Source organism: Pararhodobacter sp. (genome assembly GCF_034676075.1).
Taxonomy (GTDB): Bacteria; Pseudomonadota; Alphaproteobacteria; order Rhodobacterales; family Rhodobacteraceae; genus Pararhodobacter.
In genome coordinates this window covers 38,252-64,371 of sequence record NZ_JAUCCQ010000013.1, presented here as the reverse complement: position 1 = coordinate 64,371, position 26,120 = coordinate 38,252, and the positions used below count along the sequence as shown (strand labels likewise).

At 68.7% G+C, this 26,120-nt stretch carries 25 protein-coding genes; 17 read left to right on the top strand and 8 right to left on the bottom strand.

The genetic code is table 11. From position 1 onward, the window contains the following. The 3 genes from VDQ18_RS06985 to trxA all read left to right on the top strand — a co-directional run. Positions 1-1,736 (top strand): PD-(D/E)XK nuclease family protein (locus VDQ18_RS06985; RefSeq protein WP_323020257.1); only part of this gene is annotated, 1,736 nt, incomplete at its 5' end. After that, positions 1,729-5,037: a double-strand break repair helicase AddA gene (addA, locus tag VDQ18_RS06980; RefSeq protein ID WP_323020256.1), complete on the top strand. Its 3,309-nt coding sequence runs from the start codon at positions 1,729-1,731 to the stop codon at positions 5,035-5,037. The genes VDQ18_RS06985 and addA, both read left to right, overlap by 8 nt. Positions 5,038-5,092: 55 nt before the next feature. After that, on the top strand, positions 5,093-5,413 hold the full coding sequence (gene trxA / locus VDQ18_RS06975; protein WP_107751520.1) for a thioredoxin: 321 nt from the start codon (positions 5,093-5,095) through the stop codon (positions 5,411-5,413). A 73-nt stretch (positions 5,414-5,486) separates the two neighbouring features. Here trxA and VDQ18_RS06970 read toward each other — a convergent pair whose 3' ends face one another. Both VDQ18_RS06970 and regB read right to left on the bottom strand, forming a co-directional pair. After that, on the bottom strand, positions 5,487-7,067 hold the full coding sequence (locus tag VDQ18_RS06970; RefSeq protein ID WP_323020255.1) for a PAS-domain containing protein: 1,581 nt from the start codon (positions 7,065-7,067) through the stop codon (positions 5,487-5,489). A gap of 146 nt (positions 7,068-7,213) precedes the next feature. Continuing rightward, positions 7,214-8,602: a sensor histidine kinase RegB gene (gene regB, locus VDQ18_RS06965; protein WP_323020254.1), complete on the bottom strand. Its 1,389-nt coding sequence runs from the start codon at positions 8,600-8,602 to the stop codon at positions 7,214-7,216. 95 nt (positions 8,603-8,697) lie between these two features. On the opposite strand from regB, the gene VDQ18_RS06960 reads away from it, so the two are divergent. Both VDQ18_RS06960 and VDQ18_RS06955 read left to right on the top strand, forming a co-directional pair. Beyond that, positions 8,698-9,342, top strand: a complete 645-nt coding sequence (locus tag VDQ18_RS06960; protein WP_323020253.1) for an SCO family protein — start codon at positions 8,698-8,700, stop codon at positions 9,340-9,342. 101 nt (positions 9,343-9,443) lie between these two features. Further along, positions 9,444-10,001: an ActR/PrrA/RegA family redox response regulator transcription factor gene (locus tag VDQ18_RS06955; RefSeq protein WP_323020252.1), complete on the top strand. Its 558-nt coding sequence runs from the start codon at positions 9,444-9,446 to the stop codon at positions 9,999-10,001. Here VDQ18_RS06955 and smc read toward each other — a convergent pair whose 3' ends face one another. Further along, positions 10,002-13,451, bottom strand: a complete 3,450-nt coding sequence (gene smc, locus VDQ18_RS06950) for a chromosome segregation protein SMC (protein ID WP_323020251.1) — start codon at positions 13,449-13,451, stop codon at positions 10,002-10,004. Between the two features lie 162 nt (positions 13,452-13,613). On the opposite strand from smc, the gene VDQ18_RS06945 reads away from it, so the two are divergent. From VDQ18_RS06945 to VDQ18_RS06935, 3 genes are all read left to right on the top strand, one after another. Then, positions 13,614-14,528 carry a GNAT family N-acetyltransferase gene (locus VDQ18_RS06945; protein WP_323020250.1) on the top strand — a complete coding sequence of 305 codons (915 nt, stop codon included), beginning with the start codon at positions 13,614-13,616 and terminating at the stop codon, positions 14,526-14,528. Positions 14,529-14,618: 90 nt separating this feature from the next. Further along, the gene (locus tag VDQ18_RS06940; protein WP_323020249.1) at positions 14,619-15,824 is read left to right on the top strand and encodes a TsoY family (seleno)protein; all 1,206 of its coding nucleotides are present in this window, start codon (positions 14,619-14,621) and stop codon (positions 15,822-15,824) included. Positions 15,825-15,987: 163 nt separating this feature from the next. Further along, positions 15,988-16,428, top strand: coding sequence for a DsrE family protein (locus tag VDQ18_RS06935; protein ID WP_323020248.1), 441 nt, complete (start codon positions 15,988-15,990; stop codon positions 16,426-16,428). 21 nt (positions 16,429-16,449) lie between these two features. Here VDQ18_RS06935 and VDQ18_RS06930 read toward each other — a convergent pair whose 3' ends face one another. Together VDQ18_RS06930 and VDQ18_RS06925 are read right to left on the bottom strand one after the other, a co-directional pair. After that, positions 16,450-16,950 (bottom strand): hypothetical protein, encoded by a 501-nt coding sequence (locus VDQ18_RS06930; RefSeq protein ID WP_323020247.1) that lies wholly within the window; start codon positions 16,948-16,950, stop codon positions 16,450-16,452. Positions 16,951-17,044: 94 nt separating this feature from the next. Then, a complete protein-coding gene (locus VDQ18_RS06925) occupies positions 17,045-17,389 on the bottom strand; it encodes a metalloregulator ArsR/SmtB family transcription factor (protein ID WP_323020259.1) in 345 nt (114 codons plus the stop codon). 216 nt (positions 17,390-17,605) lie between these two features. Between VDQ18_RS06925 and VDQ18_RS06920 the strand changes: the two genes are divergently transcribed. The 5 genes from VDQ18_RS06920 (at position 17,606) to VDQ18_RS06900 (ending at position 20,201) form a co-directional block, all read left to right on the top strand. Then, positions 17,606-17,941, top strand: a complete 336-nt coding sequence (locus tag VDQ18_RS06920) for an AtpZ/AtpI family protein (RefSeq protein ID WP_323020246.1) — start codon at positions 17,606-17,608, stop codon at positions 17,939-17,941. 3 nt (positions 17,942-17,944) lie between these two features. Continuing rightward, complete coding sequence (locus VDQ18_RS06915; protein ID WP_323020245.1) at positions 17,945-18,715, top strand: F0F1 ATP synthase subunit A; 771 nt, start codon at positions 17,945-17,947, stop codon at positions 18,713-18,715. Positions 18,716-18,767: 52 nt separating this feature from the next. After that, positions 18,768-19,004 (top strand): F0F1 ATP synthase subunit C, encoded by a 237-nt coding sequence (locus VDQ18_RS06910; RefSeq protein ID WP_107751530.1) that lies wholly within the window; start codon positions 18,768-18,770, stop codon positions 19,002-19,004. Between the two features lie 79 nt (positions 19,005-19,083). Further along, entirely contained in the window at positions 19,084-19,647 is a 564-nt protein-coding gene (locus tag VDQ18_RS06905) for a F0F1 ATP synthase subunit B' (protein WP_107751531.1), read from the top strand. Further along, entirely contained in the window at positions 19,644-20,201 is a 558-nt protein-coding gene (locus tag VDQ18_RS06900; RefSeq protein WP_323020244.1) for a F0F1 ATP synthase subunit B, read from the top strand. Before VDQ18_RS06905 ends, VDQ18_RS06900 begins: the two co-directional genes overlap by 4 nt. A 56-nt stretch (positions 20,202-20,257) precedes the next feature. Here the strand turns inward: VDQ18_RS06900 and VDQ18_RS06895 are convergent, their stop codons facing one another. Further along, entirely contained in the window at positions 20,258-20,833 is a 576-nt protein-coding gene (locus VDQ18_RS06895) for a helix-turn-helix domain-containing protein (protein WP_323020243.1), read from the bottom strand. Between the two features lie 66 nt (positions 20,834-20,899). Here VDQ18_RS06895 and VDQ18_RS06890 point away from each other — a divergent pair, with 66 nt between their 5' ends. Continuing rightward, on the top strand, positions 20,900-21,325 hold the full coding sequence (locus VDQ18_RS06890) for a VOC family protein (protein ID WP_323020242.1): 426 nt from the start codon (positions 20,900-20,902) through the stop codon (positions 21,323-21,325). Between the two features lie 3 nt (positions 21,326-21,328). Here the strand turns inward: VDQ18_RS06890 and VDQ18_RS06885 are convergent, their stop codons facing one another. After that, on the bottom strand, positions 21,329-22,354 hold the full coding sequence (locus VDQ18_RS06885) for an FAD-dependent oxidoreductase (RefSeq protein ID WP_323020241.1): 1,026 nt from the start codon (positions 22,352-22,354) through the stop codon (positions 21,329-21,331). 55 nt (positions 22,355-22,409) lie between these two features. Between VDQ18_RS06885 and mnmD the strand changes: the two genes are divergently transcribed. After that, entirely contained in the window at positions 22,410-23,066 is a 657-nt protein-coding gene (gene mnmD / locus VDQ18_RS06880) for a tRNA (5-methylaminomethyl-2-thiouridine)(34)-methyltransferase MnmD (RefSeq protein ID WP_323020240.1), read from the top strand. Then, positions 23,063-23,941 carry a DMT family transporter gene (locus VDQ18_RS06875; protein ID WP_323020239.1) on the top strand — a complete coding sequence of 293 codons (879 nt, stop codon included), beginning with the start codon at positions 23,063-23,065 and terminating at the stop codon, positions 23,939-23,941. Before mnmD ends, VDQ18_RS06875 begins: the two co-directional genes overlap by 4 nt. 1 nt (position 23,942) lies before the next feature. Here VDQ18_RS06875 and VDQ18_RS06870 read toward each other — a convergent pair whose 3' ends face one another. Continuing rightward, positions 23,943-24,254: a hypothetical protein gene (locus tag VDQ18_RS06870; protein ID WP_107751538.1), complete on the bottom strand. Its 312-nt coding sequence runs from the start codon at positions 24,252-24,254 to the stop codon at positions 23,943-23,945. A 201-nt stretch (positions 24,255-24,455) separates the two neighbouring features. Between VDQ18_RS06870 and VDQ18_RS06865 the strand changes: the two genes are divergently transcribed. Next, entirely contained in the window at positions 24,456-26,039 is a 1,584-nt protein-coding gene (locus VDQ18_RS06865; RefSeq protein WP_323020238.1) for a GMC family oxidoreductase, read from the top strand. Positions 26,040-26,120: the final 81 nt, after the last annotated feature.

Here is a 26,120-nt window from a genome sequence, read left to right as displayed (position 1 = left end):
CCGAGGCGCTGATCGCCCTGCTGAAACACCCGATCGTCCATTCGGCCGAGGGGCGTGGCGACCACCTGCGCCACCTGCGCGATCTGGAGCTGCATCTGCGGCGCCGCGCGATCCCCTTCCCCGACGCCGCCGCGCTCACCGATTTCGCCGACCGTGCCCCCGACCGGAAGCCCTGGGCCGACTGGCTGACGCAGGCGCTGGCCCTGCTGCCCGGGGATGATGAGCGGCCGCTGGGCGAGTGGCTGATCGCGCATGAGCGCGTTGCGCTGGCGCTGGCCGCCGGAACCGGCGAGGGCTCGGGCGAGCTGTGGCTGGCCGAGGCCGGGGCGGAGGCGCAGGCGCTGATCGAGGAATTGCGGGCCGAGGCTGACCATGGCGGAATCGTCGCCGCGCGGGACTATTCGGCGTTGTTAGAGACGCTTTTTGCCGGGCGCGAGGTCCGCGAGGTGCTGGAATCGCACCCCGATGTGATGATCTGGGGCACGCTGGAAGCCCGCGCGCAGGGGGCCGATCTGGTGATCCTGGGCGGTATGACCGAGGGCACCTGGCCCGCCGCGCCGAAGCCCGACCCCTGGTTCAATCGCCAGATGCGGCTCAATGCGGGTCTGTTGCTGCCGGAACGGCAGATCGGCCTCTCGGCGCATGACTTCCAGCAGGCGGTCGGCGCCCCCCGGGTGATCCTGTCCCGCGCCCGCCGCGATGCCGAGGCCGAGACGGTGCCCTCGCGCTGGCTGAACCGGCTGGTCAATCTGATCGGCGGGCTCAGGGCGCAGGGGGGCGATACGGCGCTGGCGGCAATGCGGGAGCGCGGCAATCACTGGCTCAGGCTGGCCGAGGCGCTGGAGGCCGACCTCTCCGCCGTGCCCGAGGCCAGCGCCCGGCGCAATCCGCGCCCGGCCCCTGCCCCGCCGGCGCGCGCCCGGCTGACGGAACTGCCGGTCACGCGCATCGAGAAGCTGATCCGCGACCCTTACGCGATCTATGCCGAACGGATCCTGAAACTGCGCCCCCTCGACCCGCTGGCGCCCGAGGCCGATGCGCGCCTCAGGGGAACGGTGCTGCACCGGGTGCCGGACCTCTATGTCCGCGACTTCCCGCCCGGTGTTCCGGGCGATCTGGACGCATTTTTGGCAATCGCAGAGAAGATTCTGGCCGAGGAATGCCCCTGGCCCGCGACGCGGCTGCACTGGCGCGCGCGGCTGGACCGGACCGCCGCCGATTTCGTGCGCTGGAACGCGGGGCTTGAGGGGCAACCGGCGCTGTTGGAGAAAAAGGGCGCGCTGACGCTGGCCGATCCGCCCTTCACCCTGACCGGCCAGCCCGACCGGATCGACCGCGACCCGGACGGGCGGCTCAGGCTCTATGATTACAAGACCGGCACCCTGCCCAGCCCCAAGCAGATCGCCTTTTACAACAAGCAGTTGAGCCTCCTGGCGGTGATGGCGCGGGACGATGCCTTCGGCCTTGGCCCCGGCGCGGTGGCGGAGGCCATGTTTGTGGGCCTCGGCAGCAAGTTCGACACTCGGCCGGTGCCGGTGGAGCCCGCCGATATTGCCGAGCATCAGGCCAAGCTGGTCACGCTGCTGAAATCCTACACCAGTCCCGACCAGGGCTTCACCGCCATGCGCGCCGTCGAGCAGGAGGAGCGCGCGGGCGATTACGACGCGCTGTCGCGCCGCGGCGAATGGGAAACCACGGACGAACCCGTGCTGCAAAGGGTCGGCGACGATGGATGAGGCGACGCTCAATCAGGTCCGCGCCGCCGAGCCCGGGCAATCGACCTGGCTGTCGGCCAATGCCGGGTCCGGCAAGACCAAGGTGCTGATCGACCGGGTGGCGCGGTTGCTGCTGGGCGGCACGCCGCCGCAGCGGATCCTGTGTCTGACCTATACCAAGGCCGCCGCCGGCGAGATGCAGAACCGGCTGTTCAAGCGGCTGGGCGAATGGGCGATGCTGGAGGACGCCGCGCTGGTGGCCGAACTGGCGAAGATGGGCGAGGCGGTGCAAGACCCCGACCTGCTGCCCCGCGCGCGCAGGCTCTTTGCCCGGGCTATCGAGACGCCGGGCGGGCTGAAGATCCAGACGATTCACGCCTTCTGTTCCTCCCTCCTGCGGCGCTTCCCGCTTGAAGCCGCCGTCGCCCCGGACTTCACCGAGGTCGAGGAGCGCAGCCTGCAACAACTGCGCATGGAACTGCTGGACCGCTTCGCCCGGGGGCCCGAGGCCGGGGCGATGGTGGCGCTGCTGGGGCGGTTGAGCGAGGACGGTTTTGCCCGGCTTCTGGGCGATTTGGGCAAGTATAGAGACGCTTTTGACGGGGAGCTGCCCGATTTCGACGCGCTCTTCGACCTGCCGAAGGGGCTGACCGAGGACGGGCTTCTGGCGCAGGTCTTCGACGGCGATGAGGGGGATCTTTGCGCCCGGCTGGTGCCCAAGCTGCTGAAGGGCGGCGCGAACGACAACAAGCTGGCGGCGAAACTGGCGCGGATCGGGGCGCCGGGGATGGCGGCGCTGGCCGATCTGGAAGGCGCGCTGTTGACGCAGACGGGCGCCAATGCCGGGCTGGCCAAGACCGGCAAGCACATCACCAAGTCCACGCAGGCGCTGGTCGGGCCCGATGATCTGGCGGCGCTGGACGATTTGGGCGAGCGGGTGGCCGAGGCGCGGCCGCTCAGGCTGGGGCTGGAAGCCAAGCGCATGGCCGAGGCGCTGCATGGTTTCGCCCGCCTCTGGCTGCCCGCGCTCGACCGGGCCAAGGCGGCGCGCGGCTGGCTGGATTTCGACGACCTGATCCGCCTTGCGCGCGACCTGCTGTCGCGCTCGGACGTGGCGCAATGGGTGCTGTTCAAGCTCGACGGCGGGATCGACCATATCCTGGTGGACGAGGCGCAGGATACCTCGCCCGGGCAATGGCGCGTCATCGACCTGCTGACCCAGGAATTCACCGCGGGCGTCGGTGCGCGCGAGGTGCTGCGCACGATCTTCGTGGTGGGGGATCGCAAGCAGTCGATCTATTCCTTCCAGGGCGCCGATCTGCAGGGATTCGAGCAATCGCAGAGCCTGTTTTCGGAACGACTGGCAGCGACCGGACAGGGGCTCAGCCGTCAGGAGCTGAAGCATTCCTTCCGGTCGTCCGATGCGGTGCTGCGGCTGGTGGACCAGTGCTTTGCCGGTAGCGGCTCGGGGCTGGGCGGCGCGCCGGAGCATCTGGCCTTCCATCCGGGGATGGCCGGGCGCGTCGACCTCTGGCCCGCGATCCCCAAGCCCGACAAGCCCGAGGATACGCCCTGGGAAAGCCCGCTGGACCGGCCCTCGGCCGATCATGCCGAGATCCAGCTGGCCCGGACCATCGCGCGGGAAATCCGGGCGATGATCGACCGGGGCGAGCGGATCGAGGGGCGGGACGGCCCCCGCGCCGTGCATGAGGGCGATTTTCTGGTGCTGGTGCAGCGCCGCCGCCTGCTGTTCCACGCGCTGATCCGCGCCTGCAAGGCCGAGGGGCTGGAGATCGCCGGGGCCGACCGGCTGGCGCTGGGCGAGGTTCTGGCGGTGCAGGACCTGATCGCGCTGCTGAAATTCCTGGCCCTGCCGGAGGACGATCTGTCGCTGGCCGTGGCCCTGCGCTCGCCGCTGTTCGGGCTGAGCGAGGATCAGCTGTTCCGGCTGGCCTGGGACCGGCCCGGGTTCCTGTGGGAACGGCTGCGCGCCGAGCCCGCGCTGGCCGAGGTCCGCACAGTGCTGGACGATCTGCGCGGGCAGGTCGATTTCCTCAGGCCCTATGAGCTGATCGAACGGGTGCTGACCCGCCACGACGGCCGCCGCCGGATCCGCGCGCGCTTTGGCCCCGAGGCCGAGGATGCGCTGGAGGCTTTCGTCGATCTGGCGCTGGGCTATGAACAGGGACATGTCCCCTCGCTCGACGGGTTCCTGGGCTGGCTGGCGGCCTCGGATGCCGAAGTGCAGCGCCGGTCCGAGGGGGCCGGGCGGGTCATCCGGGTGATGACGGTGCATGGCTCGAAGGGGCTGGAGGCGCCGATCGTCATCCTGCCCGACACCGCCAAGCGCCGCCCGCAGGAGCGCGCGACGCTGGCCGATGCCGGGGGCGTGCCGATCCTGCGCGCGGTCAAGGATCTGGCGACCGAGGCGCAGCGCGAGGCCGACGGGCTCAGCGAGACGCTGCGCAGCGAGGAGGGCGACCGGCTGCTTTACGTGGCGCTGACCCGCGCGGAACGCTGGCTGATCGTCTGCGGCGCGGGCGATACCGGCGAGGGCAGCTGGTACGAACGGATCGAAACGGCGCTGGCCGGGCTGGCGCCGGTGCCGCTGGATGCGCCGACCGGCACGGGTCTGCGGCACGCGCATGGCGACTGGCCCGCGCCGCTGGTCCTGCCGCGCGACACGGCAAAAAGCGGCTCCAAGCCAGCCGAATTGGCCGATCTGCCGCCGGTGACGGGCGCCGCGCGGGTGCTGACGCCCTCGGATCTGGGGGGCGCCAAGGCGTTGCCCGGCGAGGGGGCGGAGACCGAGCAGGCGCTGGCCCGCGGGCGGCTGATCCACCTCCTGCTGGAGGAGCTGGCCGACCTGCCCGACGCCGACCGCAAGCCGCGCGGCACCGCGCTGGCCGCCGGTCTGGCCGGGGGCGAGGCTTGTCTGGCCGAGGCGCTGGCGGTGCTTCAGGACCCCGCGCTGGCCCCAGTTCTGGGCGGGGGCGCGCTGGTCGAGGTCGGTCTGTCGGGCGTCTGGAACGGGCGGGCGATGTGGGGCGTGATCGACCGGCTGATCGTCACCGACGATGCGGTGCTGGCGGTCGACTTCAAGTCGAACCGGGTGGTGCCGAACGGGTCGGACGGGGTGCCCGAGGGCTTGCTCAGGCAGATGGGGGCCTATGCCCATCTGCTGGCGGCGCTCTATCCCGGGCGGCGGATCGAGACGGCGCTCTTGTGGACCGCGACGGGCGCGCTGATGCAGCTGCCGCCCGAGGCTGTCGCTGCGGCGCTGGACCGCGCTGCCCTTGACCCGGATCGGCGACCTTCCTAGGTAAGGAAAGACCAAAGACGCTTCCCCCCTTTCCCCGGATCCGCAGGAGATTCCCATGGCTACCTTTCCCGTGACCGACGCCACTTTCGACTCCGAAGTGCGCAACAGCGACCTGCCGGTCGTGCTCGACTTCTGGGCCGAATGGTGCGGTCCGTGCCGGCAGATCGGCCCGGCGCTGGAAGAGCTGTCGGAGCATTACGAAGGCCGCGTGCGCATCGCCAAGGTCAACGTGGATGAGAACCCGCAGGTCGCCGCCGCCATGGGCATCCGCGGGATCCCGGCGCTGTTCGTGGTGAAAGACGGCAAGATCGTCGCCAACAAGGTCGGCGCTGCACCCAAGGCGGCGCTGCAAAGCTGGATCGACGCCTCGATCTGAGCCACCTGCCGGGTTGATGAAAGCGCCGGGCCCTTCGGGTCCGGCGTTTTTCTTTGGCGCCCGGCGCTCGCACTCAGGCGCTGGCGCGCAGCACCTGCGCGCGGGGGCTTTCCTGCGCCGGAGGATTGGTCGTCGCGAAGGAGATCATCACCGCCCCGGTGGCAGTCCGCCGCGCCGTGACCTGCAGGACCTCGCCATCGGCCAGCGTCATGCTGCCGGCAAGCGGCGCGCCATCGCCCGAGCCGGGCCGGGCCAGCGTCGCCACCTGCGCCCAGAAGGCCGGATCGCCACCCGCCTCGCGCCAATTGGCCAGCGCCTCGGGCAGGGTGACGGCGCCGAGCGATTCCTCGCCTTCCAGCGTCCAGAGCTGGGTGAAGGCGCTGTTGGTCAGCAACAATTCGCCGTTCGAGGCGAAGACGGCGATCGCCTCGTCCAGCTGGTTCAGCACCGCCTGGCTCGTCTCCATCTCGGCTCGGACATTGCGGGTGAGATGGGTTTCCGAGGTGATATCCTCGATCAGGAAGGCCAGCGCGCCGTCGGGATGCGGATTGGCGCTGACGCGGAAGGTCTGGCCGCTGCCCAGCGTCCAGGTTTCCTCGAACTCGCCGCCGGGGCTGGATGCCTCGATATCCAGCAGGCGCCGCGCCCAGCTGCGGTAATCGCGGGGCTCGGGCAGGACGCGCTTGTCGCGCATGCGGTTGAGGAAGCCCTCGATCCCCGGGCGCGACAGCAGGAATTCGGGTTCCAACCCGGTCAGATCGGTCAGCGCCGGGTTGAACATCTGCAGCCGCCGCGTGCGGTCGAAGACGGCAAGGCCGATGGGCAGGGTGGCGAAGGTCTTGGTCAGGGTCTGGATGAAGGCGCGTTTGGTGCGTTCGGCCTGATAGGCCTCGTCCGCGGGAAGGGCATAGACCAGCATCCCGTCCTCGCCAGTGACGCGGGTGACGTCGAACCAGGATTGCGCCGTGCCTTTGCGCGCACCGTTCGGCACCGGCAGGCCCGTGCGTCGGGCGGGCCCGGCCTCGGCCCGGGGAAAGAGCGCCGGCAGCGGCCAGGTCATCGTCGTACCCTCGCCCGCCTCGGTCACGCGTTTGAGATAGGCGTCATTGGCCCAGGTCACCTGCCCCTGCGCCCCCTCACGCCAGAGCAGCAGCGGCGCGGCTTCGGTGATCTGCCGCAAGAGCGCGAGTTCTTCCTGCAGGGCGCGGTAGCTGAGCCGGTCCAGCACCACCGCGCCATCCTCGGCCAAGGCGTCGATGACGGTGAGCCTGAGCGCGCCGTCGAGCCAGTCCATCACCAGTTCGGTGCGCCGGTCGTCGCCGGCGACCAGACGGGCGCGGCGGGTCAGCGGCAGATCGGCCAGCGCGGTCGCCAGATCGGGGAAATCCTGCGCCAGGAAATAGGTCAGACGGCTCCATTCATCGCCGCCCTCGGTCCCGTCCTTGCGCAGGGATTCGAGCAGCGCGGCGCCCCGGGTGTTGGTGTCGATCAGGGTCTGGCCGTCGAACAGGAACGCCGCATCGCTGCCCACGCCCAGGGGCGGAGCGCTGCGCTTGCCCGCGCCCCGCAACGCGCCGAAGATCAGCAGGCTGGCCAGCACCGTCAGGACCGAGGTTCCGACAAGCACGAGGGCAAAGGCAAAAGTCGTCTGCATGGGCGGCTCCTGTCCCCCTGTCGGCGCCAAGGAGGGCTGACCGAGTCGGGGCCGGGTCAGGATCGGCTCTATTGGTTAAGGCTGTGTTAAGGAGTAATAATAACCATGAAAATGGCGGTCTTGGCAGGAAAACTTCAGACGGGGCGTCAGGTCTTTGTCTTGTCGATGGGCGTGTTCTCGCCCAGTGCGCGGCGCGGGTCGGCCTCGATCGCGCGGCGGGGCCAGCGGACTTCGGCCAGGGCACCGCAGCGGCGATCGGGGGCCTGGCGGGGGCGCGTGCGGTCGGTGCAATTGCCGAAGCGCACGCTGGCGCCGGTGCGTTCCAGCAGCGTCTTGGCGATGAACAGGCCCAGCCCCATCCCCTCGTATTCCGGGCGGGATTCGTCGCGTGGTTCGTCCCAGCGGCGGTTCTTCAGATAGGGCTCGCCAAGCCGCGCCAGCAGATGCGGCGGATAGCCGGGGCCATCGTCGATGACCCTGAGCGCCACCTCGGTCGCGGTCCAATGCGCCTCGACCCAGACCTGAGAGGCGGCGAAATCGACGGCGTTCTGGATCAGGTTGCGCAGGCCGTGCACGATCTCGGGGCGGCGGAATATCTCGGGCATGCGGCCATCGGCGGCGCCGGTGTCGAAGCTGATCACCTTGCCGCGGTCGGTATGGGGCGCGGCGGCTTCCTGCAGCACGGCCTCGAGCGGCGCGTGGCGCAGGTGCAGGTCGTCCTTTCCCGCCTGCCCCATCGAGCGCAGGATCGCCCGGCAGCGGTCGGCCTGTTCGCGAATGAGGCGCGCGTCCTCGGCCAGATCGGGGTCGTCCAGCGCGTCGATCAGTTCTGAGGAAACCAGCTTGATCGTGGCCAGGGGCGTGCCCAGCTCATGCGCGGCGGCCGCCACCACGCCGCCCAGATCGGTCAGCTTCTGTTCGCGGGCCAAGGCCAGCGAGGTGGCCAGCAGCGCCTCGGTCAGTGCGTGTTTCTCGGCCGCGACCGAGCGGGAATAGAGCCCGATGAAGCCGATACCGATGACCAGCGCGATCCAGAAGCCGAAGCGGAAGAGGTCGGGCATCAGCACGGGATCGCCCGCCTCGGTCCGCAAGGGCTCGAAGGCGAAGGCCAGGAGCGAGGCCAGCAGCACCGCCGCCCCGCCAAGGATCAGGACCGACCGCAGGGTCAGCGCCGTTGCGGCGATGGTCACCGGCGCGATCAGGAGCAGCCCGAAAGGGTTGTTCAGCCCGCCGGTCAGGAACAGCAGCAGCGCCAGCTGCGTCGTATCGAAGAGAAGCGTGAGCAGCGCCTCGGTTTCCGACAGGCGCTTGGTGCGGGGGAAGACATAGGCCGAGAGCAGGTTCGACGCGGCCGAGACGCCGACGACCGACAGGCAAAGCGCCAGCGGGAAATCGAGGCTGAACAGGAAATGCGTGACCAGAAGCGCCACGACCTGACCTGAGGCCGCCAGCCAGCGCACCCGCGTCAGCGTCTCCAGCCGGACCCAATGGCCCTGCACGTCGCGGTTCATGAGGCCCTGGGCGGTGCTGTCCATCGGCGTCCTGTTGTCGCGGTCACGGGTTTGCGCCTTGTTACGCCCCGCGGGTTGAGGCATCAAGCGGCGCAAACCCGTAAGCGACGGAGAGACGCATGACCAAGGCCTATGCAATCGGAGCGGCGACGCTGGTCGCGGTCATGCTGGCGGGGCTGGCGCTCTTTGCCTATCAGCCGCCGTTCCTGCGCACGATGCTGGGGATGAGCGACGATCCCTTCGACCCCTGCCGCTCGGGCGCGGTGATGGGGGGCCTCGATCAGATCGGCGGGCCCTTCACGCTGGTCAATGCCCAGGGGCAGACGGTGACGGACGCAGATGTCATCACCATGCCCTCCATCGTCTATTTCGGCTATACCTTCTGCCCCGATGTCTGCCCGCTGGACAGCGCCCGCAACGCGCTGGCGACCGAATTGCTGGAGGCCGAGGGCCAGATCGTGCAGCCGGTCTTCATCTCGGTCGATCCTGAACGGGACACGCCCGAAGTGGTCGGCGAATTCGCCTCGATCTTCCATCCGCGCATGGTCGGGCTGACCGGCAGCGACGAACAGGTGCGCGCGGCGTCGCGCGCCTATCGCACCTATTTCTCGCGGCAGGAGGGGGATGATCAGTATTACCTCGTCGATCATTCGACCTTCAGCTATCTGGTGATCCCGGGTCACGGCACGGTCGAGATCTTCCGCCACGACATGCCCGCCGAACAAGTCGCCGAGATCGCGCAATGCTATCTGTCGCGCGCCTGACAGCGGCGTGCTGACGCAGGCATATTGCCAATCCCGCATCCATGTTTGATTTTCGCGCCCGGGGCGACTAGATCGGACTAAGACACCCCGAGGAGCCCCGCATGACCGACGACAGCCCTCTCGATCTCGGCGACGACCCGTCGCTGTTGCTGGTCGATGACGACGAGGTCTTCCTCAAGCGGCTGGCCCGCGCCATGGAGCGGCGTGGTTTCGCCGTCGAAACCGCCGCCTCGGTTGCCGCCGGCAAGGCGCTGGCCATGGCTCGGCCCCCGGCCTATGCGGTGATCGACCTGCGGCTCGACGACGGCAACGGCCTTGATGTGGTCGAGGCCCTGCGCCTGAAGCGGCCCGATGCGCGGATCGTGGTGCTGACCGGCTACGGGGCGATTGCCACCGCCGTGGCCGCGGTCAAGATCGGCGCGACGGATTACCTGTCGAAGCCCGCCGACGCCGATGAGGTGGTGAACGCGCTGCTGCAACGCGAAGGCGCCGTGCTGCCCGAGCCGCCGGAAAACCCGATGTCGGCCGACCGCGTGCGCTGGGAGCATATCCAGCGCGTCTATGAGCAATGCGACCGCAACGTGAGCGAGACCGCGCGCCGTCTCAGCATGCACCGCCGGACGCTGCAACGGATCCTCGCCAAGCGCAGCCCGCGCTGATCAGGCGACCAGCGATTCCGCCGCTTTCAGATCGACGCTGACCAGCTGGCTGACGCCCTGCTCGGCCATGGTCACGCCGAACAGCCGGTCCATGCGGGCCATGGTCAGCGCGTTATGGGTGATGATCAGGAAGCGGGTCTCGGTCCGCCGGGTCATCTCGTCCAGCAGGTCGGCGAAGCGCATGACGTTCGCGTCGTCGAGCGGCGCGTCCACCTCGTCCAGCACGCAGATCGGCGCCGGATTGGCCAGGAACACGCCGAAGATCAGCGCCAGCGCCGTCAGGGTCTGTTCGCCGCCCGAGAGCAGGCTGAGCGAGCTGAGTTTCTTGCCCGGCGGCTGGCAGAGGATCTCCAGCCCCGCCTCGAGCGGATCGTCGGATTCGACCAGCACCAGACGCGCCTCGCCGCCGTTGAAGAGATGGGTGAAGAGCGTCATGAAATTCGCGTTCACCTGATCGAAAGCGGCCAGCAGACGCTCGCGCCCCTCGCGGTTCAAGGCAGCGATGCCGCCCCGCAGCTTGGCGACGGCGGCCTCCAGATCGGCCTTTTCGCGGACCAGCGTGCCGTGCTCCTCCTCGACCTGCCGCGCGTCTTCCTCGGCCCGCAGGTTGACGGCGCCCAGCGCGTCGCGGGCCCGGCGCAGGCGGGCGATTTCCGTCTCTAGCGTTGCCGAATCCGGCATTTCCTCGGCCCCGACGCCCAGCTGGTTGAGCAGGCCCTGCGGGGTCGCATCCAGCTCATCGGCGATGCGGTTCGCGGCCAGCGCCACGGCCTCACCCGCCGCATCCACCCGCGCCTCGGCCCGAGCGCGGGCCTCGCGCGCCTCGCCGGCGCTGCGCTCGGCGGCGCGTTCGGCCTCGCCCGCCGCACGGAGCGCGCTTTCAGCGGAGAGCAGCGCCTCGACAGCGGCGGTGCGGCGGGTCTCAGCCTCGGTGATCGCCTCGGCCAGTTCGGCGCGGCGGGCGAGGATTTCCTCGGGCGCGGCGTTGGCCTCGGACAATTCCTCCTGCGCGTCGTCGGCGCGGCGTTCCAGCTCGGCGATGCGGTCCGCGGCGGTGGTCTTGCGGGCCGTCCAGCTTTGAATGTCGCGCGCCACCTCCTGCGAGCGGGTCCGGCGGGCGGCGCCCTCGCGGCGGATCTCTTCCTGCGCGGCGCGGCGGGCCATCATCGCCATGCGCGCGGCTTCGACCTGGGTGCGGATGGTTTCCAGCCGGGCGCGGGCGCTGTCCAGATCGTCGATCTCCGCCAGTGCCTCCTCGGCCTCGGCCAGCCGGGATTCCGCCGCTTCGGCCTCGGCCTGCATCCGTTCCAGCGCCAGTTCCGCCGTCTCGCGCTTGGACCGGGCGAGGCTCGCGTCGGCCTCGGCCTTCGACGCGGCTCGGGAGGCTTCGGTCAGCCGCATCTCGGCCTGACGGCGGGCGTCGCGGGCCATGCGGTCGGCCTCGGTCAGTTGGGCCAGACGCGACTGGCGGGCCTGATGCGCCTCGCGCGCGGCCTCCTGCCGTTCCTCGGCCTCGTCCAGATCGGCACGGAGCTGATCCAGCCGGTTGCGCTGCGTCAGGCGGATGGCAGCGGCCGAGGGCGCATCCTCGCCCCGCTGCATCAAGCCATCCCAGCGCCAGAGGTCGCCACCCGTCGTCACCAGCCGCTGGCCGGGTTTCAGGCTGGCATGCAGAGCCTCCGCCTGATGGTCTTCGACCAGCCCGATCTGCGACAGACGACGGGTCAATTCGGCAGGCGCAGAGACGCTTTTCGCCAGCGGCTCGACCCCGGCGGGCAGCGCGGCGGGCGCCTCGAAGGGCGCCAGCGCGCGCCAGCCCGAGCCGGTCGCAGAGGCCGCGATCCTGAGGTCATCGCCCAGCGCCGCGCCCAGGGCGTGTTCCAGACCGGGCGCCACGCGGACCTGATCCAGGAGCCCCCCGGCAAGATCCTTGTCCCGCGCCAGCAGCCGTTCCAGCGCCGTCAGTTCGGCGGACAGCGCGGTCGCCTCGCCCTCCGCCCCGGCCCTTGCCGCACGGGCCTCGACCTCGGCCGCTTGCGCATCGGCGCGGGCGGCTTCGGTCTCGATCAGCGTTTCCTCGGCCGATTCCAGCAGGTCCTGCGCGGCATCCCGCGCCTCGGCCGCCTGTTCCTGACCCTGCTCCGCAGCCTCCAAAGCGGCGGCGGCCTGCGCGGCGTCGTCGGCGGCGCGCTGGGCCCCGGCGGCGGCTTTGGCGCCCTCCGCCCGTGCATCCGCCGCCTGACGGGTCAGCGACTGGTGGCGCGCGGCGAGGCGGGCCATGTCCTCGGTCGCCTCGGTCAGGTGCGCTTCGATATCGGCCAGCACGTCGGAGGCCTCGCGCGCCGCTTCCACGGCTTCGGCCAGCTTCTCGTCATGACCCTCGGCCGCGCGGGCGAGTTGCTCTTCCTCCCATTGCAGCCGCTCGATGGTCTCATCCGCATCCGCCGCCAACCCCGATTCGCGCTGCGCGTCGCGGCGCAACTGCTCGATCCGCGCCATGAGGGTCTGCACCGCCTCGCGCGCGCGGGCCTCGGCATCGGTCAGCGTGTCGCGCTGAACCTGAAGGCGTTGCAGGATGGCCCCGGCGATGGCCTCTTCCTCGCGCAGGGGCGGCAGGGCGTCTTCGCGGCTCTCGCGCTGCGTCTTGGCCTCGCGCGCGGCGCGTTCGGCGGCGGCGGCGGCGGTGATCGCCTGGGTCAGCGCCGCCTGTACTTCGGCCCGCGCCTGCGAGGCCTCACGCCAGCGACGATAGAGGATCATCCCCTCGTTCTTGCGCAGTTCCACGGCGATCTCGCGATACCGCGCAGCCTGCCGCGCCTGCCGGGCGAGGACCGAGAGCTGCTGCGCCAGCGCGTCCACGGTGTCGCCGACCCGGGCGAGGTTGGCCTCGGTGGCGTTGAGGCGCAACTCCGCCTCGTGCCGCCGCTGATACAGGCCCGAGATGCCGGCGGCCTCTTCGAGGACCCGCCGGCGCGCCTTGGGCTTGGCGTTGATGAGTTCCGAAATCTGCCCCTGCCGGACCAGCGCCGGGGAATGCGCGCCGGTGGAGGCATCGGCGAAGAGCATCTGCACGTCGCGGGCGCGGACCTCCTTGCCGTTGACGCGATAGGCGGAGCCGGCGTCGCGGGTGATGCGGCGCGTGACCTCCAGGAAATCGGCGTCGTTGAAGCCTGCGGGCGCCACGCGGTCGCCGTTGTCGACGGTCAGCGCCACCTCGGCAAAGGCCCGGGCGCCGCGCGACTTGGTGCCGGCGAAGACCACATCCTCCATGCCGGAGCCGCGCATGGCGGTCGGGCGATTCTCGCCCATCACCCAGCGCAGAGCCTCCAGCAGGTTGGACTTGCCGCAGCCGTTCGGCCCGACCACGCCGGTCAGGCCTTCGCGGATCACCAGTTCGGTGGGATCGACGAAGCTTTTGAAACCGTTGAGGCGCAGGCGGGTGAAGTGCACGGAAGCATCCGGTTGGGGCGATTGCGGCCAGTTTTTCCGCGCGCGCGCGGGGAGTCAAGGATGACGCCGGATATGGCGGGGAGCCCAGGGGTTATCCACAAGATATTGGGGCATTGCGGCCACAGTTTCGGCGGCCTAGCCTGCGGGAAAACGAGGTTTGCCATGGCCCTATCCGTCCGTCCCGATTCCCCCCGCGACCCCGGCGCGACGGCGCTGCTGCAGGCCTCGCACGCCTATCTGCAAAGCCTCTATGACCCTGAGGACAACCATTTCCTGTCCATCGACGAGCTTTGCACGCCGGAGATCCTGTTCTTCACCGCCCGGCAGGACGGGCGGGTCATCGGCACCGCGGCGCTGGCCCTGCGCGGGGGCTATGGCGAGGTGAAATCGATGTTCGTGGACCCGGCGGCGCGGGGTCAGGGCGCCGCCGGGGCGCTGCTGGGGCGGCTGATCGGCGAGGGGGCGTTGCGCAGCCTGCCGGTGCTGAAGCTGGAGACGGGGCCGCTCAACACCGAGGCGCTGGCGCTTTACGCGCGGCATGGCTTCACCGTCTGCGGGCCGTTCGGGGATTATGCGGAGGTCCCGGCTTCGGTGTTCATGGAGCGCATACTCGACGCCCCGGCGCCGCGGCGCATGGGGCCGGAGGAGGAGATGGCCCCGGTCCATGCGCTGCTGACCGCGGCCTTCGGCTATATGGAGGGGGTGATCGACCCGCCGTCCTCGCTGACCCGGATGACATTGGCGGATCTGGCGCGCGACGCGGCGGAGAATGAGCTTTGGGTGATGGAGCCCGGGCCCGCCGCCTGCATGATCCTGACGGTCAAGGGCGACACGCTCTATCTGGGCAAGCTGGCGGTCGACGGGCGGCTGAGGGGGGCGGGGCTGGCGCGGCGCATGGTCGAACACGCGGTCAATCGGGCCCGGGCGCTGGGGCTGGCGCATGTGACGCTGCAGACGCGGGTGGAGCTGACCGGCAATCACGCGACGTTCCAGCGGCTGGGCTTTCGCGAAATCGAACGGACAGCGCATGCGGGCTACGACCGGCCGACCTCGATCACCTATCGGCGGGACGTCTGAACCCGTTGCACCTGCGACAATCGGGCGCTTCACATTCCAAAGTCGGAATGTTACTACGAATTCCAGAAATGGAATATGTGGAGACCCGACATGCCCCCTACCCGCCCCTCTGACACCTACAATCCGATGTACTTCCTGGCCTCTCTCGGTGCCGGCGGCCTGTCGGTCAGCTTCTTCATGTGGCTGATGTTCTGGCTGCCGCATCCCGGCCGCACCGTCCCGATCTTCGAGGATATCGCCGCCGCCTTCCAGACCGGGACGCCGCTGAAACAGGCGATGATCATCGCCGCCATGGCCTTCATCGCGCTGTTCGTCGTCCTGAACCTGAAATCGCTGGTCTGGAACCTGACGCATTTCGCCCGGTGGAAACGGACCGAGGCCTATCAGAAATTCACCAAGACCAACGCGCAAAGCCAGTTGATGGCCCTGCCGCTGGCGCTGGCCATGTCGGTGAACGGCCTGTTCATCGCCGGGCTGGTCTTCGTCCCGGGCCTGTGGACTGTGGTGGAATACCTGTTCCCGGTGGCGCTGTCGGCCTTCGTGCTGATCGCCGTGCTGGCCTTCCGCACCTATGGCGCCTTCATTGCCCGCATCAAGGTCGAGGGCGGGTTCAACCATGCGGCCAACAACAGCTTCGGCCAGATCCTGCCCGCCTTTGCCTTCGCCATGATCGGCGTCGGCATGGCCGCCCCGGCGGCGATGAGCACCAATGCGGCCGTGGTCGGCGTGTCGATCGTCGCCTCGACCTTGCTGATGGTGACCTCGGTGCTGATCGCCGGGATCGCGCTGGTGCTCGGCATCCGCTCGATGCTGGACCACGGCACCAATGCCGAAACCGCGCCGACGCTGATGATCCTGATCCCGCTGATGACCATTCTGGGCATCCTGATGATGCGGCAGAACCACGGGCTGGGCACCCAGTTCGAGGCGCATACCTCGGACGCCGAGACCTTCCTCTTCCTGGCCAAGGTCGTCTCGGTGCAGGTGATCTTCGCGCTGTTCGGCTGGCTGATCCTGTCGCGCCACAATTACGCCAAGCGCTTCATCTGGGGCCGCGAGACCTCGGTCATGAGCTATGCGCTGGTCTGCCCGGGCGTCGGCTTCACCGTGCTGTGGCAGTTCTTCGTCCACAAGGGGCTGGTCGCGGTGCATCTGGTCGACAAATTCTCGGTTACCTACTGGGCGCTGGTCGGGGTGGCTCTGGTGGTGCAGGCCGCGATGGTGGCGCTGGTCTTCACCCTGAACCGGCGGCATTTCGGCAGTCCGCGCGCCGTCGCCGCGGTGCCTGCGGAGTAATCCTGCCAGCCTGAACAGAGGGGCGGTCCCGCGCGGGCCGCCCTTTCTGCATTCGTATATGCGTATTCTTTTATTGTGTGGGCCGGGCAGACATGCCTATCCTGACCCCGGGTTTCGGCCCCGCGTGTTTGGGAGGATGCGCGTCACGAACCGGAGGATTTCCATGCTGCAGACCGCTTTGCGCGCGACCGGCTTCGCCGTCGCGCTGTCGCTCGCGCCGCTGGCCGCGCTGGCCGAGACGCACCGCGTCGCCTTTCACGTCGACGAGAATGACCCGCAGGTCATGAACATGACGCTGAACAACGTGAACAACTTGATCGCCTATTACGCCGAACAGGGCGACGAGGTGGAGGTGCAGGTCGTGACCTATGGCCCCGGCCTGCACATGCTGCGGGAAGATACCTCGCCGGTGGCGCCGCGCATCGCCCAGATGGCGCTGGAGCATGAGAACGTCACCTTCCAGGCCTGCAACAACACGTTGCAGGGCATGCAGCGGCAGGCCGGGCACGACATCGCGCTGTTGTCCGAGGCGAACATCGTCCCCTCGGGCGTGGTGCAGCTGGTCACGCTGCAGGAGCAGGGCTGGTCCTACATCCGGCCCTGATTCAGAACAGCCGGGGCCGCCTTACATCGCCGGATGGCAGGCGGCCTCGGACAGGGTGAGCAGCGTGTCCGAGGTCCGCACCAACCGCCCGTCGCCCATGGCCGTCTGCATCGCCGGGCGGAATGTCTCGGGCATGAAGCCCAGCGGCATCAGCAGGGTCGGCACCTGGCTGACCTCAAGCTGGCAATCGTTGTAGCGCATGACCTCGACCAGCAGCGCGTCGGGGCTGTCTGCCCGCTCGATGGTGCAGAAATCGGCGTCCAGCGTGATCCCGCCCATGACCGAGGCATCGCCCGTGGCAAAGCCCCGCGCCACGGCATCGGACAGGATCTCCTGATATTCCTCGGGCGTGGTGCCCATGTCGTTCATGAAGAGGCCGGTCTGCGCCTCGTTCAGGGTGCAGCCATAGGCGCGCAACATGCCAATGACCGACGGGGCCTTGGCGGGGTCGATCTCGGCCCGGGCGGTGAGGGGGGCAAAGGGCAACAGGGCCGCGGCGGCGGCCAGAAAGTAGCGGGTCATGGTAATGCCTCATGCAAATACGGGTGGAAAATACCACCACGAACAGGGAAACACCGCCGCGCCCGCCCGTCACCGCAAACACGTGCGGTTTGTCCTAGTCGTCCTTTGGCAAGGGGGCGAGTTCGGTTTCCAGAAAGCGCTCGAACGCGTCCAGGTTCAGCGGCTCGAACTGTCCGAAGGCCTGCATGAAGACCGAGGCCGCGCGCATCGCGTCGGGCTCCAGCTTGCACCATTTCACCCGGCCGCGCTTTTCCTGGCTGATGAGCCCCGCCTCGGCCAGCAGCGCCAGATGCTTGGAGATGGCGGCGAGCGAGATGGCGAAGGGCTCGGCCACGTCGGTGACGGCCATGTCGTCCTCCAGGAGCATCCCCAGGATCGCCCGGCGCGTCGGATCGGCCAGCGCCATGAAGATCGCGTCGAGGGGATCGGGGGTTGCCATGGCCAAGGGCCTATCCACCCCCCGCGCCCCGGTCAAGATATTCAACCGATACGTTGAATGTGCAGATGCGGCATCGTTAGCGCCCGAAACCCCACGAACCCGTGAGGCACCGGAAAATTTCAACGCCTTTTCAATGTGTTGCGGGCCAGTATTCGCGCTTGACTCTGCGCCCCCCCGCTTCTAGGTTCCGCCCGTCACTCCCAAGGGGGGTTCCCGATGTCCGACCCGAGCGATCTGGAGCGCCTGAAAGCGCTCGACGAACGGCTGCGGAGCCTGAAGAAGGCACAGGAACCGACCGTCAACGGGGTGGCGCAGGGTCATGAGATGGCGCATTTCGCCTGGCGCATGGTCACCGAGTTGGTTGCCGGTCTGCTGATCGGTTTCGGCATCGGGTACGGGCTGGATACGGTGTTCGACACCATGCCGCTGTTCCTGGTGCTGTTCATATTGCTGGGCCTCGTGGCCGGTATCCGCGTGATGATGCGGACCGCACAGGATGCCCAGCGCAAGAGCACGCAGGCGGCAATGCCCGCCAAGAACGAAGGGGACTGAGACGTGGCCGCAGAAGAGCATGGCGAAGGCCTGGCCTTCCACCCGATGGACCAATTCATCGTGCGCCCGCTGTTCGGCGAGGGCGACGTGGGGGTCTTCACGATCACCAACGCCACGCTGTGGATGGCGCTGAGCGTTCTGGCCATCGCGCTTCTGTTCATCGTCGGCACCCGCGGCCGGGCCATCGTGCCGACCCGCGTGCAGTCGATCGCGGAACTGGCCTACGGCTTCATTCACAAGATGGTCGAGGATGTGGCGGGCAAGGAAGCGCTGGCCTTCTTCCCCTATATCTTCACCGTGTTCCTGTTCATCGTCTTCTCGAACTTCCTGGGCCTCCTGCCCATGGCCTTCACGCCCACCTCGCATATCGCGGTCACCGCGGTGCTGGCGATCGGCGTGTTCCTCACGGTGACCATCGTCGGTTTCGCCAAGAACGGCGCGGGCTTCCTGTCGCTGTTCTGGGTGTCCTCGGCGCCGCTGGCGCTGCGCCCGATCCTGGCGCTGATCGAGATCATCTCGTATTTCGTGCGCCCGGTCAGCCATTCCATTCGTCTTGCCGGCAACATGATGGCCGGCCACGCCGTGATCAAAGTGTTCGCCGCCTTCGCGCCGCTGATCCTGATCTCGACCATCGGCATCGCCGTGACGCCTCTGTCGATCATCGCCATCACCGCGATGTACGGGCTCGAAATTCTCGTGGCCTTCATCCAGGCCTACGTCTTCACCATCCTGACCTGCGTCTACCTCAAGGATGCGCTGCATCCGCATCACTGACGCGGGCTCTCGACCCCTCACTCAACCTATTCCAGCCTCAAGGAGAAAGATCATGGAAGGTTCCATCGTTCAAATGGGTGCGTACATCGGCGCTGGCCTGGCCTGCATGGGCATGGGCGGGGCTGCGGTCGGCGTGGGCAACGTCGCCGGCAACTTCCTGTCGGGCGCGCTGCGCAACCCGTCGGCGGCCGCTGGCCAGACCGCGACGCTGTTCATCGGCATCGCCTTCGCCGAAGCGCTGGGGATCTTCTCGTTCCTCGTCGCGCTGCTGCTGATGTTCGCCGTCTGATCCTGACCATTCCGTGATCCTTGCGGCCGGGTGGGTCTGACGACCTGCCCGGCGGATACGGTCAATCAGGAGGACGCCCATGTCTGCAGAAACCGCAGCCGAGCACGGCGCCGCCGCTGCGCATGGCGCCGAAGCGGCCTCGTCGGGTGGCATGCCGCAACTCGATTTCGCGACCTTCCCCAACCAGATCTTCTGGCTGGTGGTGGCGCTGGTCGTGCTCTACTTCATTCTCTCGCGCGTGGCGCTGCCGCGGATCGGATCGGTTCTGGCCGAACGGACCGGCACCATCACCAACGATATCGCCGCCGCCGAGACCTACAAGCAACAGGCCGCCGAGGCCGAGGCCGCCTATCACAAGGCGCTGGACGACGCACGCGCCGCTGCCGCCAAGGTGGTCGAGGAATCGCGCGCCGAGATCCAGAAGGAACTCGACGTGGCCATCGCCAAGGCCGATGCCGAGATTGCCGCGCGCACCGCGGAATCCGAGGCCCGGATCGGCGAGATCCGTGACAGCGCGGCCGAGGCCGTGAGCACGGTCGCCAAGGACACGACCAAGGAGATCCTGGGCGTGTTCGGCGTCAAGGCCGATGCGCGGTCGGTGACCTCGTCGGTGAACGCCCGCCTGAAAGGGGGTGCCGCATGACCCGGCTTCTCGCCCTGATGCTTGCTGTTGCCGCCTCGCCGGCGATGGCGGCCAGCGGTCCGTTCTTCTCGCTGCGCAACACCAACTTCGTGGTGCTGCTGGCCTTCCTGCTGTTCATCGCGGTGCTCCTGTACTTCAAGGTGCCCGGGCTGATCGGCGGTCTTCTGGACAAGCGCGCGGCGACGATCCGCGCCGAGCTGGAAGAAGCCCGCAAGCTGCGGGAGGAAGCGCAGGAGCTGCGCGCCTCGTTCGAGCGCAAGAAGGCCGAGGTCAAGGACCAGGCCGACCGCATCGTCGCCAAGGCGAAAGCCGACGCGGAGGTGGCGGCGGCCCAGGCCAAGGCCGATCTGGAAACCTCGATTGCCCGCCGTCTGCGCGCGGCCGAGGATCAGATCGCGGCGGCCGAAGCGGCGGCGGTTCGCGAAGTCCGCAACCGCGCGATCGCCGTGTCGGTCGCGGCAGCGGGCGATCTGATCGCCAAGAACCTGACGGCCGAAGACGCCAACAAGATGATCGAGGATTCGATCGCGACGGTGGAACAGCGCCTGCATTGAGCGCGCCTCACCGCACCGGAAGGGCCCCGCTTCGGCGGGGCCTTTTCGTTGTCGTTTCAGGCCAGCCGGGCGAGGAGGCTGTCGAGCATCGCCGCATGCGGCCCGGCGTCGTTGCCCCCCGCGCTGGCCAGCGCCGCCCTGTCGAACATCGCCGACACCAGATCCGCCAGCGCGGCCAGGTCCTCTCCGGTCGCGGTGACCCCGGGCAGCGCGGCCAGCCCCTCGCGCAGCGTGGCGCCGCCGGTGTCGGCGTCGATGCGGCGCATCTCGTCAGGGCCGAGCACCGAGGGACCGTCGATCAGCATCAGCCGCACCCGACCCGGCACCTGCATTGCCGTGAAATAGGCCCGCGCGCCCTGCCTGAGCGCCGTCAGGGGATCCGTGGCATCGAGGCTGGCGGCGTCGATACTGGCGGCGATGGCCTGCGCCTCGGCCTCGATCAGCGCCAGGAACAGCGCGCGTTTGTCGGCGAAATGGTGATAGAGCGCGCCGCGCGTCACCCCGGCGCGGGCGACGATCTCGGGCGTACCGGTCTCGGCATAGCCGGTTTCGGTGAAGAGCGCGCGGGCCGCGCTCAGCAGGGCGGCGCGGGTTTCCTGCCGACGGTCGGCGTTGGAACGTCTCTCTTGCATACATGCAGCCTGTATGTTAATCGCTTCCATACAGCCTGAATGTTTTTGATCCCCGGAGCAAGCCCCATGCAGATCACCCAATTCTATCCCGTGCTGATGGTCGAGGATGTCGCGACCAGTGCCGCCTTCTACAAACGCCATTTCGGCTTCGAAGCGGCGTTCGAGAGCGATTGGTACGTGCACCTGACGATGCCGGGCGCGGTGCCGGTGAATCTGGCCATCCTCGATGGCAGGCATGAGACGATCCCCGCCATGGCCCGGGGCAAGGTGACGGGAATGCTGCTGAATTTCGAGGTGGCGGATGTGGATGCCGTGCATGAGACGCTCAGCGCGACGGGTCTGCCGATCCTGCTGCCGCTGCGCGACGAGGATTTCGGCCAGCGGCATTTCATCACCGCCGACCCGAACGGCGTGCTGATCGACGTCATCACACCGATTGTGCCCAGCGCCGACTATGCCGCGCAGTACACGGCCGAGGCCCTGCCCGGATAAGCCCTAGCGGCGGCCGAGATTGTCGCTGACCCGGAAGCCCTCGGGCACCGCGTCGCGGCCTTCGAGCAGCAGATCGGCCGCCAGTTCCGCCAGTTTCGGCGCCATGCCGAAGCCGATCTTGAAGCCGCCGTTCAGCACGAAATGCCCGGGCCTCTCGGGCCAGGCCCCCAGCATCGGCGCGCGGGACGGGGCGCGGGGGCGGACACCCGCCCAGCGCTCGATCACCGCGGCCCCGGCCAGATCCGGGCAGAGCGTCCGCACCTTGTCGATCAGGGCTTCAAGCTGGTCGTCGGTGCTGTCGGGGCTGCCGTAGTCGCGCTCGCTGGTCGATCCCACGGCTACGGTCCCGTCTGCATGCGGAACGACATGCAGCGCCTCGGCGAAAAGCTGGGGCGCGTCGCGGAAATCGGCACGGAACAGGGCTGCCTGCCCCTTCACCCCCGCCCCGATCCCCAGATCGCGGAGCCCCTGCACCCCCGTCGCCCAGAGCACGATCCCCGAGGGCTCGCCGCCGATCTCCACCGTCACGCCCTTCGTCGCCAGCGCCGCGACCAGCGCTTCGGCCGCGCCGCGGGGCCGCATCCGGGCGGTCAGCGTGTCGTGGACCACCAACCCGGTCGGACTGGACAGCCGCATCCCCGGCACCTGATCCGCCGGCACGACGCGCCACTCGGCCCGCCCCTGCCAGAGGTCGCGCGCGTTCTCGCCCCGCTCGCGCGCCCGGGTCACGGCGGCCTCATCGGCCAAGGGCTGCACCCGGCCCAGCCGGGCATACCCGGGATCGCGCCCGCTGATCCGCGCCACCTCGGCCCAGAAATCCCCGGCCATCAACAGGCTGTCGAGCTGAAACGCCTTCTTGGTGTTCCAGTTTTCGGGCACATGCGGGGCCAGCGCGCCGACGATCCCGCCCGAGGATCCGGCACCGATGCGCGCAGCCTCGATCACCCGCACGCGGGCGCCGCGCCGGGCCAGCGACCATGCGGCGCTGAGGCCGAAGATCCCCGCCCCCATGACGGTGAATTGTGCCATTGCCTTTCCCCTGCCCGCGCGTCATGCAGGGCCTGACGCAGCCCTTCACACGCGAATGAACCAGCCCGACCTCACCTGGACCGAGAGCGACACGCCGGTCGCAACGGCGTTTGACGATCCCTACTTCACCGGAGGGCTGGAGGAAACGCGCCATGTGTTCCTGGCGGGCAACGATCTGCCCGCGCGGCTGCGGGACGGGTTTCAGGTGGCCGAACTGGGTTTCGGCACCGGACTGAACCTGCTGGCGCTGGCGCAGATCTGGGACGGCCCCGGCATTCTGCACTTCACCTCGTTCGAGGCTTTCCCGATGGCCGCCGCCGATATGGAGCGCGCGCTGAAACCCTTCGCCCTGCCGCAGACCGGGACGCTGGTGGCGCAATGGGGCGCGGCCGAGGGGCCGGTGCGGCGCCTCTCGCTGGGCGGGATCGCGGCGCAGGTCATCATTGGCGATGCGCGCCAGACGCTGCCCGTCTGGCAAGGCGCCGCCGATGCCTGGTTCCTGGACGGTTTCGCCCCGGCGCGGAATCCCGAACTCTGGAACGATGACCTGCTGGCCGAGGTCGGGCGCCATACCGCCCCCCTCGGGACCTGCGCCACCTATACCGCCGCGGGCCATGTCCGCCGGGCGCTGGAAGCCGCCGGTTTCACCGTTACCCGCCAGCCCGGCTTTGGCCGCAAGAAACACATGACCCACGGCAGGAAACCCGCATGAGCGCCCGTCAGAACACCACCCTCGGCGTCTGGCTGATGATCGCCGTGACCTTCGTCTTCGCCATGCAGGACGGAATCTCGCGCCATCTGGCCGGGGAATACAACGTCTTCATGGTGGTGATGATCCGCTACTGGTTCTTCGCCAGTTTCGTCATCGTGCTGGCCAGCCGCATGGCCGGGGGGCTGAAGAATGCCGCCCGCTCGGGCACGACCAAGATGCAGATCTTCCGCGGCGCCCTGCTGTCGCTGGAGATCTTCGTCGCCATCATGAGCTTCGTCCTGCTGGGTCTGGTCGAGGCGCATGCGGTCTTCGCCACCTATCCGCTGCTGATCGCCGCGCTTTCCGGCCCGGTGCTGGGCGAAAAGGTCGGCTGGCGGCGCTGGGTCGCCATCGGCATCGGCTTTGTCGGCGTGCTGGTGATCCTGGAACCCGGCTTCGGCGTCTTCCGGCCCGAGGCGCTGATGTCGGTCCTCGCCGCCTTCATGTTCGCGCTGTACGGCCTGCTCACCCGCTACGTGGCGCGCTACGATTCCGCCGCCGTCAGCTTCTTCTGGACCGGCGTCACCGGCGCCGTGGTCACCACCGCGGTCGGTGTCTGGTTCTGGGAGCCGATGAGTGCGGGCGACTGGGGCTGGATGGGGCTCTTGTGCATCACCTCGGCCTCCAGCCATTTCCTGCTGATCAAGGCCTATGAGGTGGCCGAGGCGAATGCGATCCAGCCCTTCGCCTATCTGCAGCTGGTCTTCGCCAGCGTCATCGGCATCACCATCTTCGGTGAGACCCTGCGCCCCAATGTGGCGGTGGGCGCGGCGATCGTGGTCTGCGCCGGGCTCTTCACCCTGTGGCGCGCCCGGATCGCCGCGCAGCGCGGCTAGGTCAGCCGGTCGCGCACATCTGTTCGGCCAGCGAGCCGAAGTTGCGATAGCGCGCCCAGAATTCGTTGTCGGCGCGCGTCGGCGACATGCGGACCGATTGCGCCTCGTCGGGATTGGTGAAGAAGCGCGCGGCGCGGCGCTGTTCCGAGCGGGTCAGCGTATGGTCCGCCGCCGCGTCGATGCAGCGGCAGAGCTGGCGCGAGGCGCCGGGCCGGTCCGAGCTGTTGCAGGCGGCCTCGATCGGGCCGGCGAGCGCCGCCACCGGGACCATGGTCGCCAGCGCCAGCACGGAAGCTGTCAGGAGTTGTTTCATTCTTGCCTCTGTCCAGGTCAACGCGGCCTTTCCGGCCGTCTTAACAAAGCGTTATAAGCATACGTTATTCTTAGCAAAATCCCGGCGATTCGGCAATATCTACCCCTAGTATCGGCAACAATCCCCGCCGCTAGATCGGCACCGCGCCGCTTGCCCGCGAATCGGCCGGGGCCTATCGTGGCCCCGGACAGGGAGGCCGCCATGGATGTCTGGGATTACGTCATCGTCGGCGCGGGCAGCGCAGGCTCGCTGCTGGCCAACCGCCTGAGCCGCAAGCACAAGGTCCTGCTGCTCGAGGCCGGGGGCTCGGACAATTACATCTGGGTGCATGTTCCGGTCGGCTATCTCTATTGCATCGACAATCCCCGCGCCGACTGGCGCCTGAGGACCGCGCCCGAACCGGGGCTCAACGGGCGCGCGCTGCTCTATCCCCGGGGCAAGATGCTGGGCGGCTGTTCCTCGATCAACGGCATGCTCTATCTGCGCGGCCAGGCGGCGGATTACGACCAGTGGCGGCAGATGGGGAATACCGGCTGGGGCTGGGACGATGTGCTGCCGCTGTTCAAGGCGCATGAGGATTACGCGGCGGGCGATCCCGGCGATCTGCACGGCACCGGCGGCGAGTGGCGGGTCGAGAACCAGCGCCTGCGCTGGCAGGTGCTGGACGATTGGGCGAAGGCCGCGCAGGAGGTGGGCATCCCCGCCATCCCCGATTTCAACACCGGCGACAACGAGGGCGTGGCCTATTTCAAGGTGAACCAGCGCGCGGGCTGGCGCTGGAACGCCGCCAAGGCCTTCCTGCGCCCGGCCCGCAGGACCGGCAATCTGGCGATCCACACCCAGGCGCAGGCCACCGGCCTCGTGTTCGACGGCACCCGCTGCACCGGCGTGCGCTATCTGCGCGACGGCCACCCGGCCGAGGCAAGAGCCCGGGCCGAGGTGATCCTCTGCGCGGGCTCAGTGGGTTCGACGCAATTACTGCAACTGGCGGGGATCGGCCCCGCCCAGCGGCTGCGCGAGCTGGGCATTGCGCCGCTCCACGATTGCGACACGGGCGAGAATCTGCAGGACCATCTGCAACTGCGCCTCGCCTACAAGATCACCGGCGGCAAATCCCTGAACACGATGGCGAATTCGTTGTTCGGCCGGGCCCTGATCGGCGCCGATTACGCCCTGAGGCGCCGCGGCCCGATGTCCATGGCCCCCTCGCAGCTGGGCGCCTTCGCCCGTTCCAGCGCCTCGGTGGACCGCGCAGATCTGGAATACCACGTCCAGCCCCTGAGCCTCGAGGCTTTCGGTCAGAAACCGCATCCCTTCCCGGCGATCACCGCCTCGGTCTGCCAGCTGCGCCCCGACAGCCGCGGCCATATCCGCCTCGCCAGCCCCGACCCGCTGACCCCGCCGGTGATCCAGCCCAATTACCTCAGCGCCGAGACCGACCGCCTTACCGCCGCCAACGCCATCCGCCTGACCCGAAGGATCATGGCCGCCCCCGCGCTGGCCAGATACCGGCCCGAGGAGTTCAAGCCGGGCCCCCAGGCGCAGACCGAGGCCGAGCTGATCCGCGCCGCAGGCGAGATCGGCACCACGATCTTCCACCCGGTCGGCACCTGCCGCATGGGCACCGACCCCCGCGCCGTGGTCGCATCGGACCTGAAGGTCAACGGAGTCCAGGGCCTGCGGGTCGCCGACGCCTCGATCATGCCGAATATCACCTCGGGCAACACCAATTCGCCCACGCTGATGATCGCCGAAAAGGCCGCCGCCCTGATCCTCGGCGCCTGAACCATCTTTGTTCCGGAAATATCCTCGGGGGTTCCCCAAGGGGGTGGAAAACCCCCTTGGGCGGGGGGTCCGGGGGGCAGC

Excerpts from the sequence above, each read along its gene's own strand:
- addA (WP_323020256.1), top strand. The coding sequence starts at position 1,729 with ATGGATGAGGCGACGCTCAATCAGGTCCGCGCCGCCGAGCCCGGGCAA.
- trxA (WP_107751520.1), top strand. The coding sequence starts at position 5,093 with ATGGCTACCTTTCCCGTGACCGACGCCACTTTCGACTCCGAAGTGCGC.
- VDQ18_RS06970 (WP_323020255.1), bottom strand. The coding sequence starts at position 7,067 with ATGCAGACGACTTTTGCCTTTGCCCTCGTGCTTGTCGGAACCTCGGTC.
- regB (WP_323020254.1), bottom strand. The coding sequence starts at position 8,602 with ATGGACAGCACCGCCCAGGGCCTCATGAACCGCGACGTGCAGGGCCAT.
- VDQ18_RS06960 (WP_323020253.1), top strand. The coding sequence starts at position 8,698 with ATGACCAAGGCCTATGCAATCGGAGCGGCGACGCTGGTCGCGGTCATG.
- VDQ18_RS06955 (WP_323020252.1), top strand. The coding sequence starts at position 9,444 with ATGACCGACGACAGCCCTCTCGATCTCGGCGACGACCCGTCGCTGTTG.
- VDQ18_RS06945 (WP_323020250.1), top strand. The coding sequence starts at position 13,614 with ATGGCCCTATCCGTCCGTCCCGATTCCCCCCGCGACCCCGGCGCGACG.
- VDQ18_RS06940 (WP_323020249.1), top strand. The coding sequence starts at position 14,619 with ATGCCCCCTACCCGCCCCTCTGACACCTACAATCCGATGTACTTCCTG.
- VDQ18_RS06935 (WP_323020248.1), top strand. The coding sequence starts at position 15,988 with ATGCTGCAGACCGCTTTGCGCGCGACCGGCTTCGCCGTCGCGCTGTCG.
- VDQ18_RS06930 (WP_323020247.1), bottom strand. The coding sequence starts at position 16,950 with ATGACCCGCTACTTTCTGGCCGCCGCCGCGGCCCTGTTGCCCTTTGCC.
- VDQ18_RS06925 (WP_323020259.1), bottom strand. The coding sequence starts at position 17,389 with ATGGCAACCCCCGATCCCCTCGACGCGATCTTCATGGCGCTGGCCGAT.
- VDQ18_RS06920 (WP_323020246.1), top strand. The coding sequence starts at position 17,606 with ATGTCCGACCCGAGCGATCTGGAGCGCCTGAAAGCGCTCGACGAACGG.
- VDQ18_RS06910 (WP_107751530.1), top strand. The coding sequence starts at position 18,768 with ATGGAAGGTTCCATCGTTCAAATGGGTGCGTACATCGGCGCTGGCCTG.
- VDQ18_RS06905 (WP_107751531.1), top strand. The coding sequence starts at position 19,084 with ATGTCTGCAGAAACCGCAGCCGAGCACGGCGCCGCCGCTGCGCATGGC.
- VDQ18_RS06900 (WP_323020244.1), top strand. The coding sequence starts at position 19,644 with ATGACCCGGCTTCTCGCCCTGATGCTTGCTGTTGCCGCCTCGCCGGCG.
- VDQ18_RS06895 (WP_323020243.1), bottom strand. The coding sequence starts at position 20,833 with ATGCAAGAGAGACGTTCCAACGCCGACCGTCGGCAGGAAACCCGCGCC.
- VDQ18_RS06890 (WP_323020242.1), top strand. The coding sequence starts at position 20,900 with ATGCAGATCACCCAATTCTATCCCGTGCTGATGGTCGAGGATGTCGCG.
- VDQ18_RS06885 (WP_323020241.1), bottom strand. The coding sequence starts at position 22,354 with ATGGCACAATTCACCGTCATGGGGGCGGGGATCTTCGGCCTCAGCGCC.
- mnmD (WP_323020240.1), top strand. The coding sequence starts at position 22,410 with ATGAACCAGCCCGACCTCACCTGGACCGAGAGCGACACGCCGGTCGCA.
- VDQ18_RS06875 (WP_323020239.1), top strand. The coding sequence starts at position 23,063 with ATGAGCGCCCGTCAGAACACCACCCTCGGCGTCTGGCTGATGATCGCC.
- VDQ18_RS06870 (WP_107751538.1), bottom strand. The coding sequence starts at position 24,254 with ATGAAACAACTCCTGACAGCTTCCGTGCTGGCGCTGGCGACCATGGTC.
- VDQ18_RS06865 (WP_323020238.1), top strand. The coding sequence starts at position 24,456 with ATGGATGTCTGGGATTACGTCATCGTCGGCGCGGGCAGCGCAGGCTCG.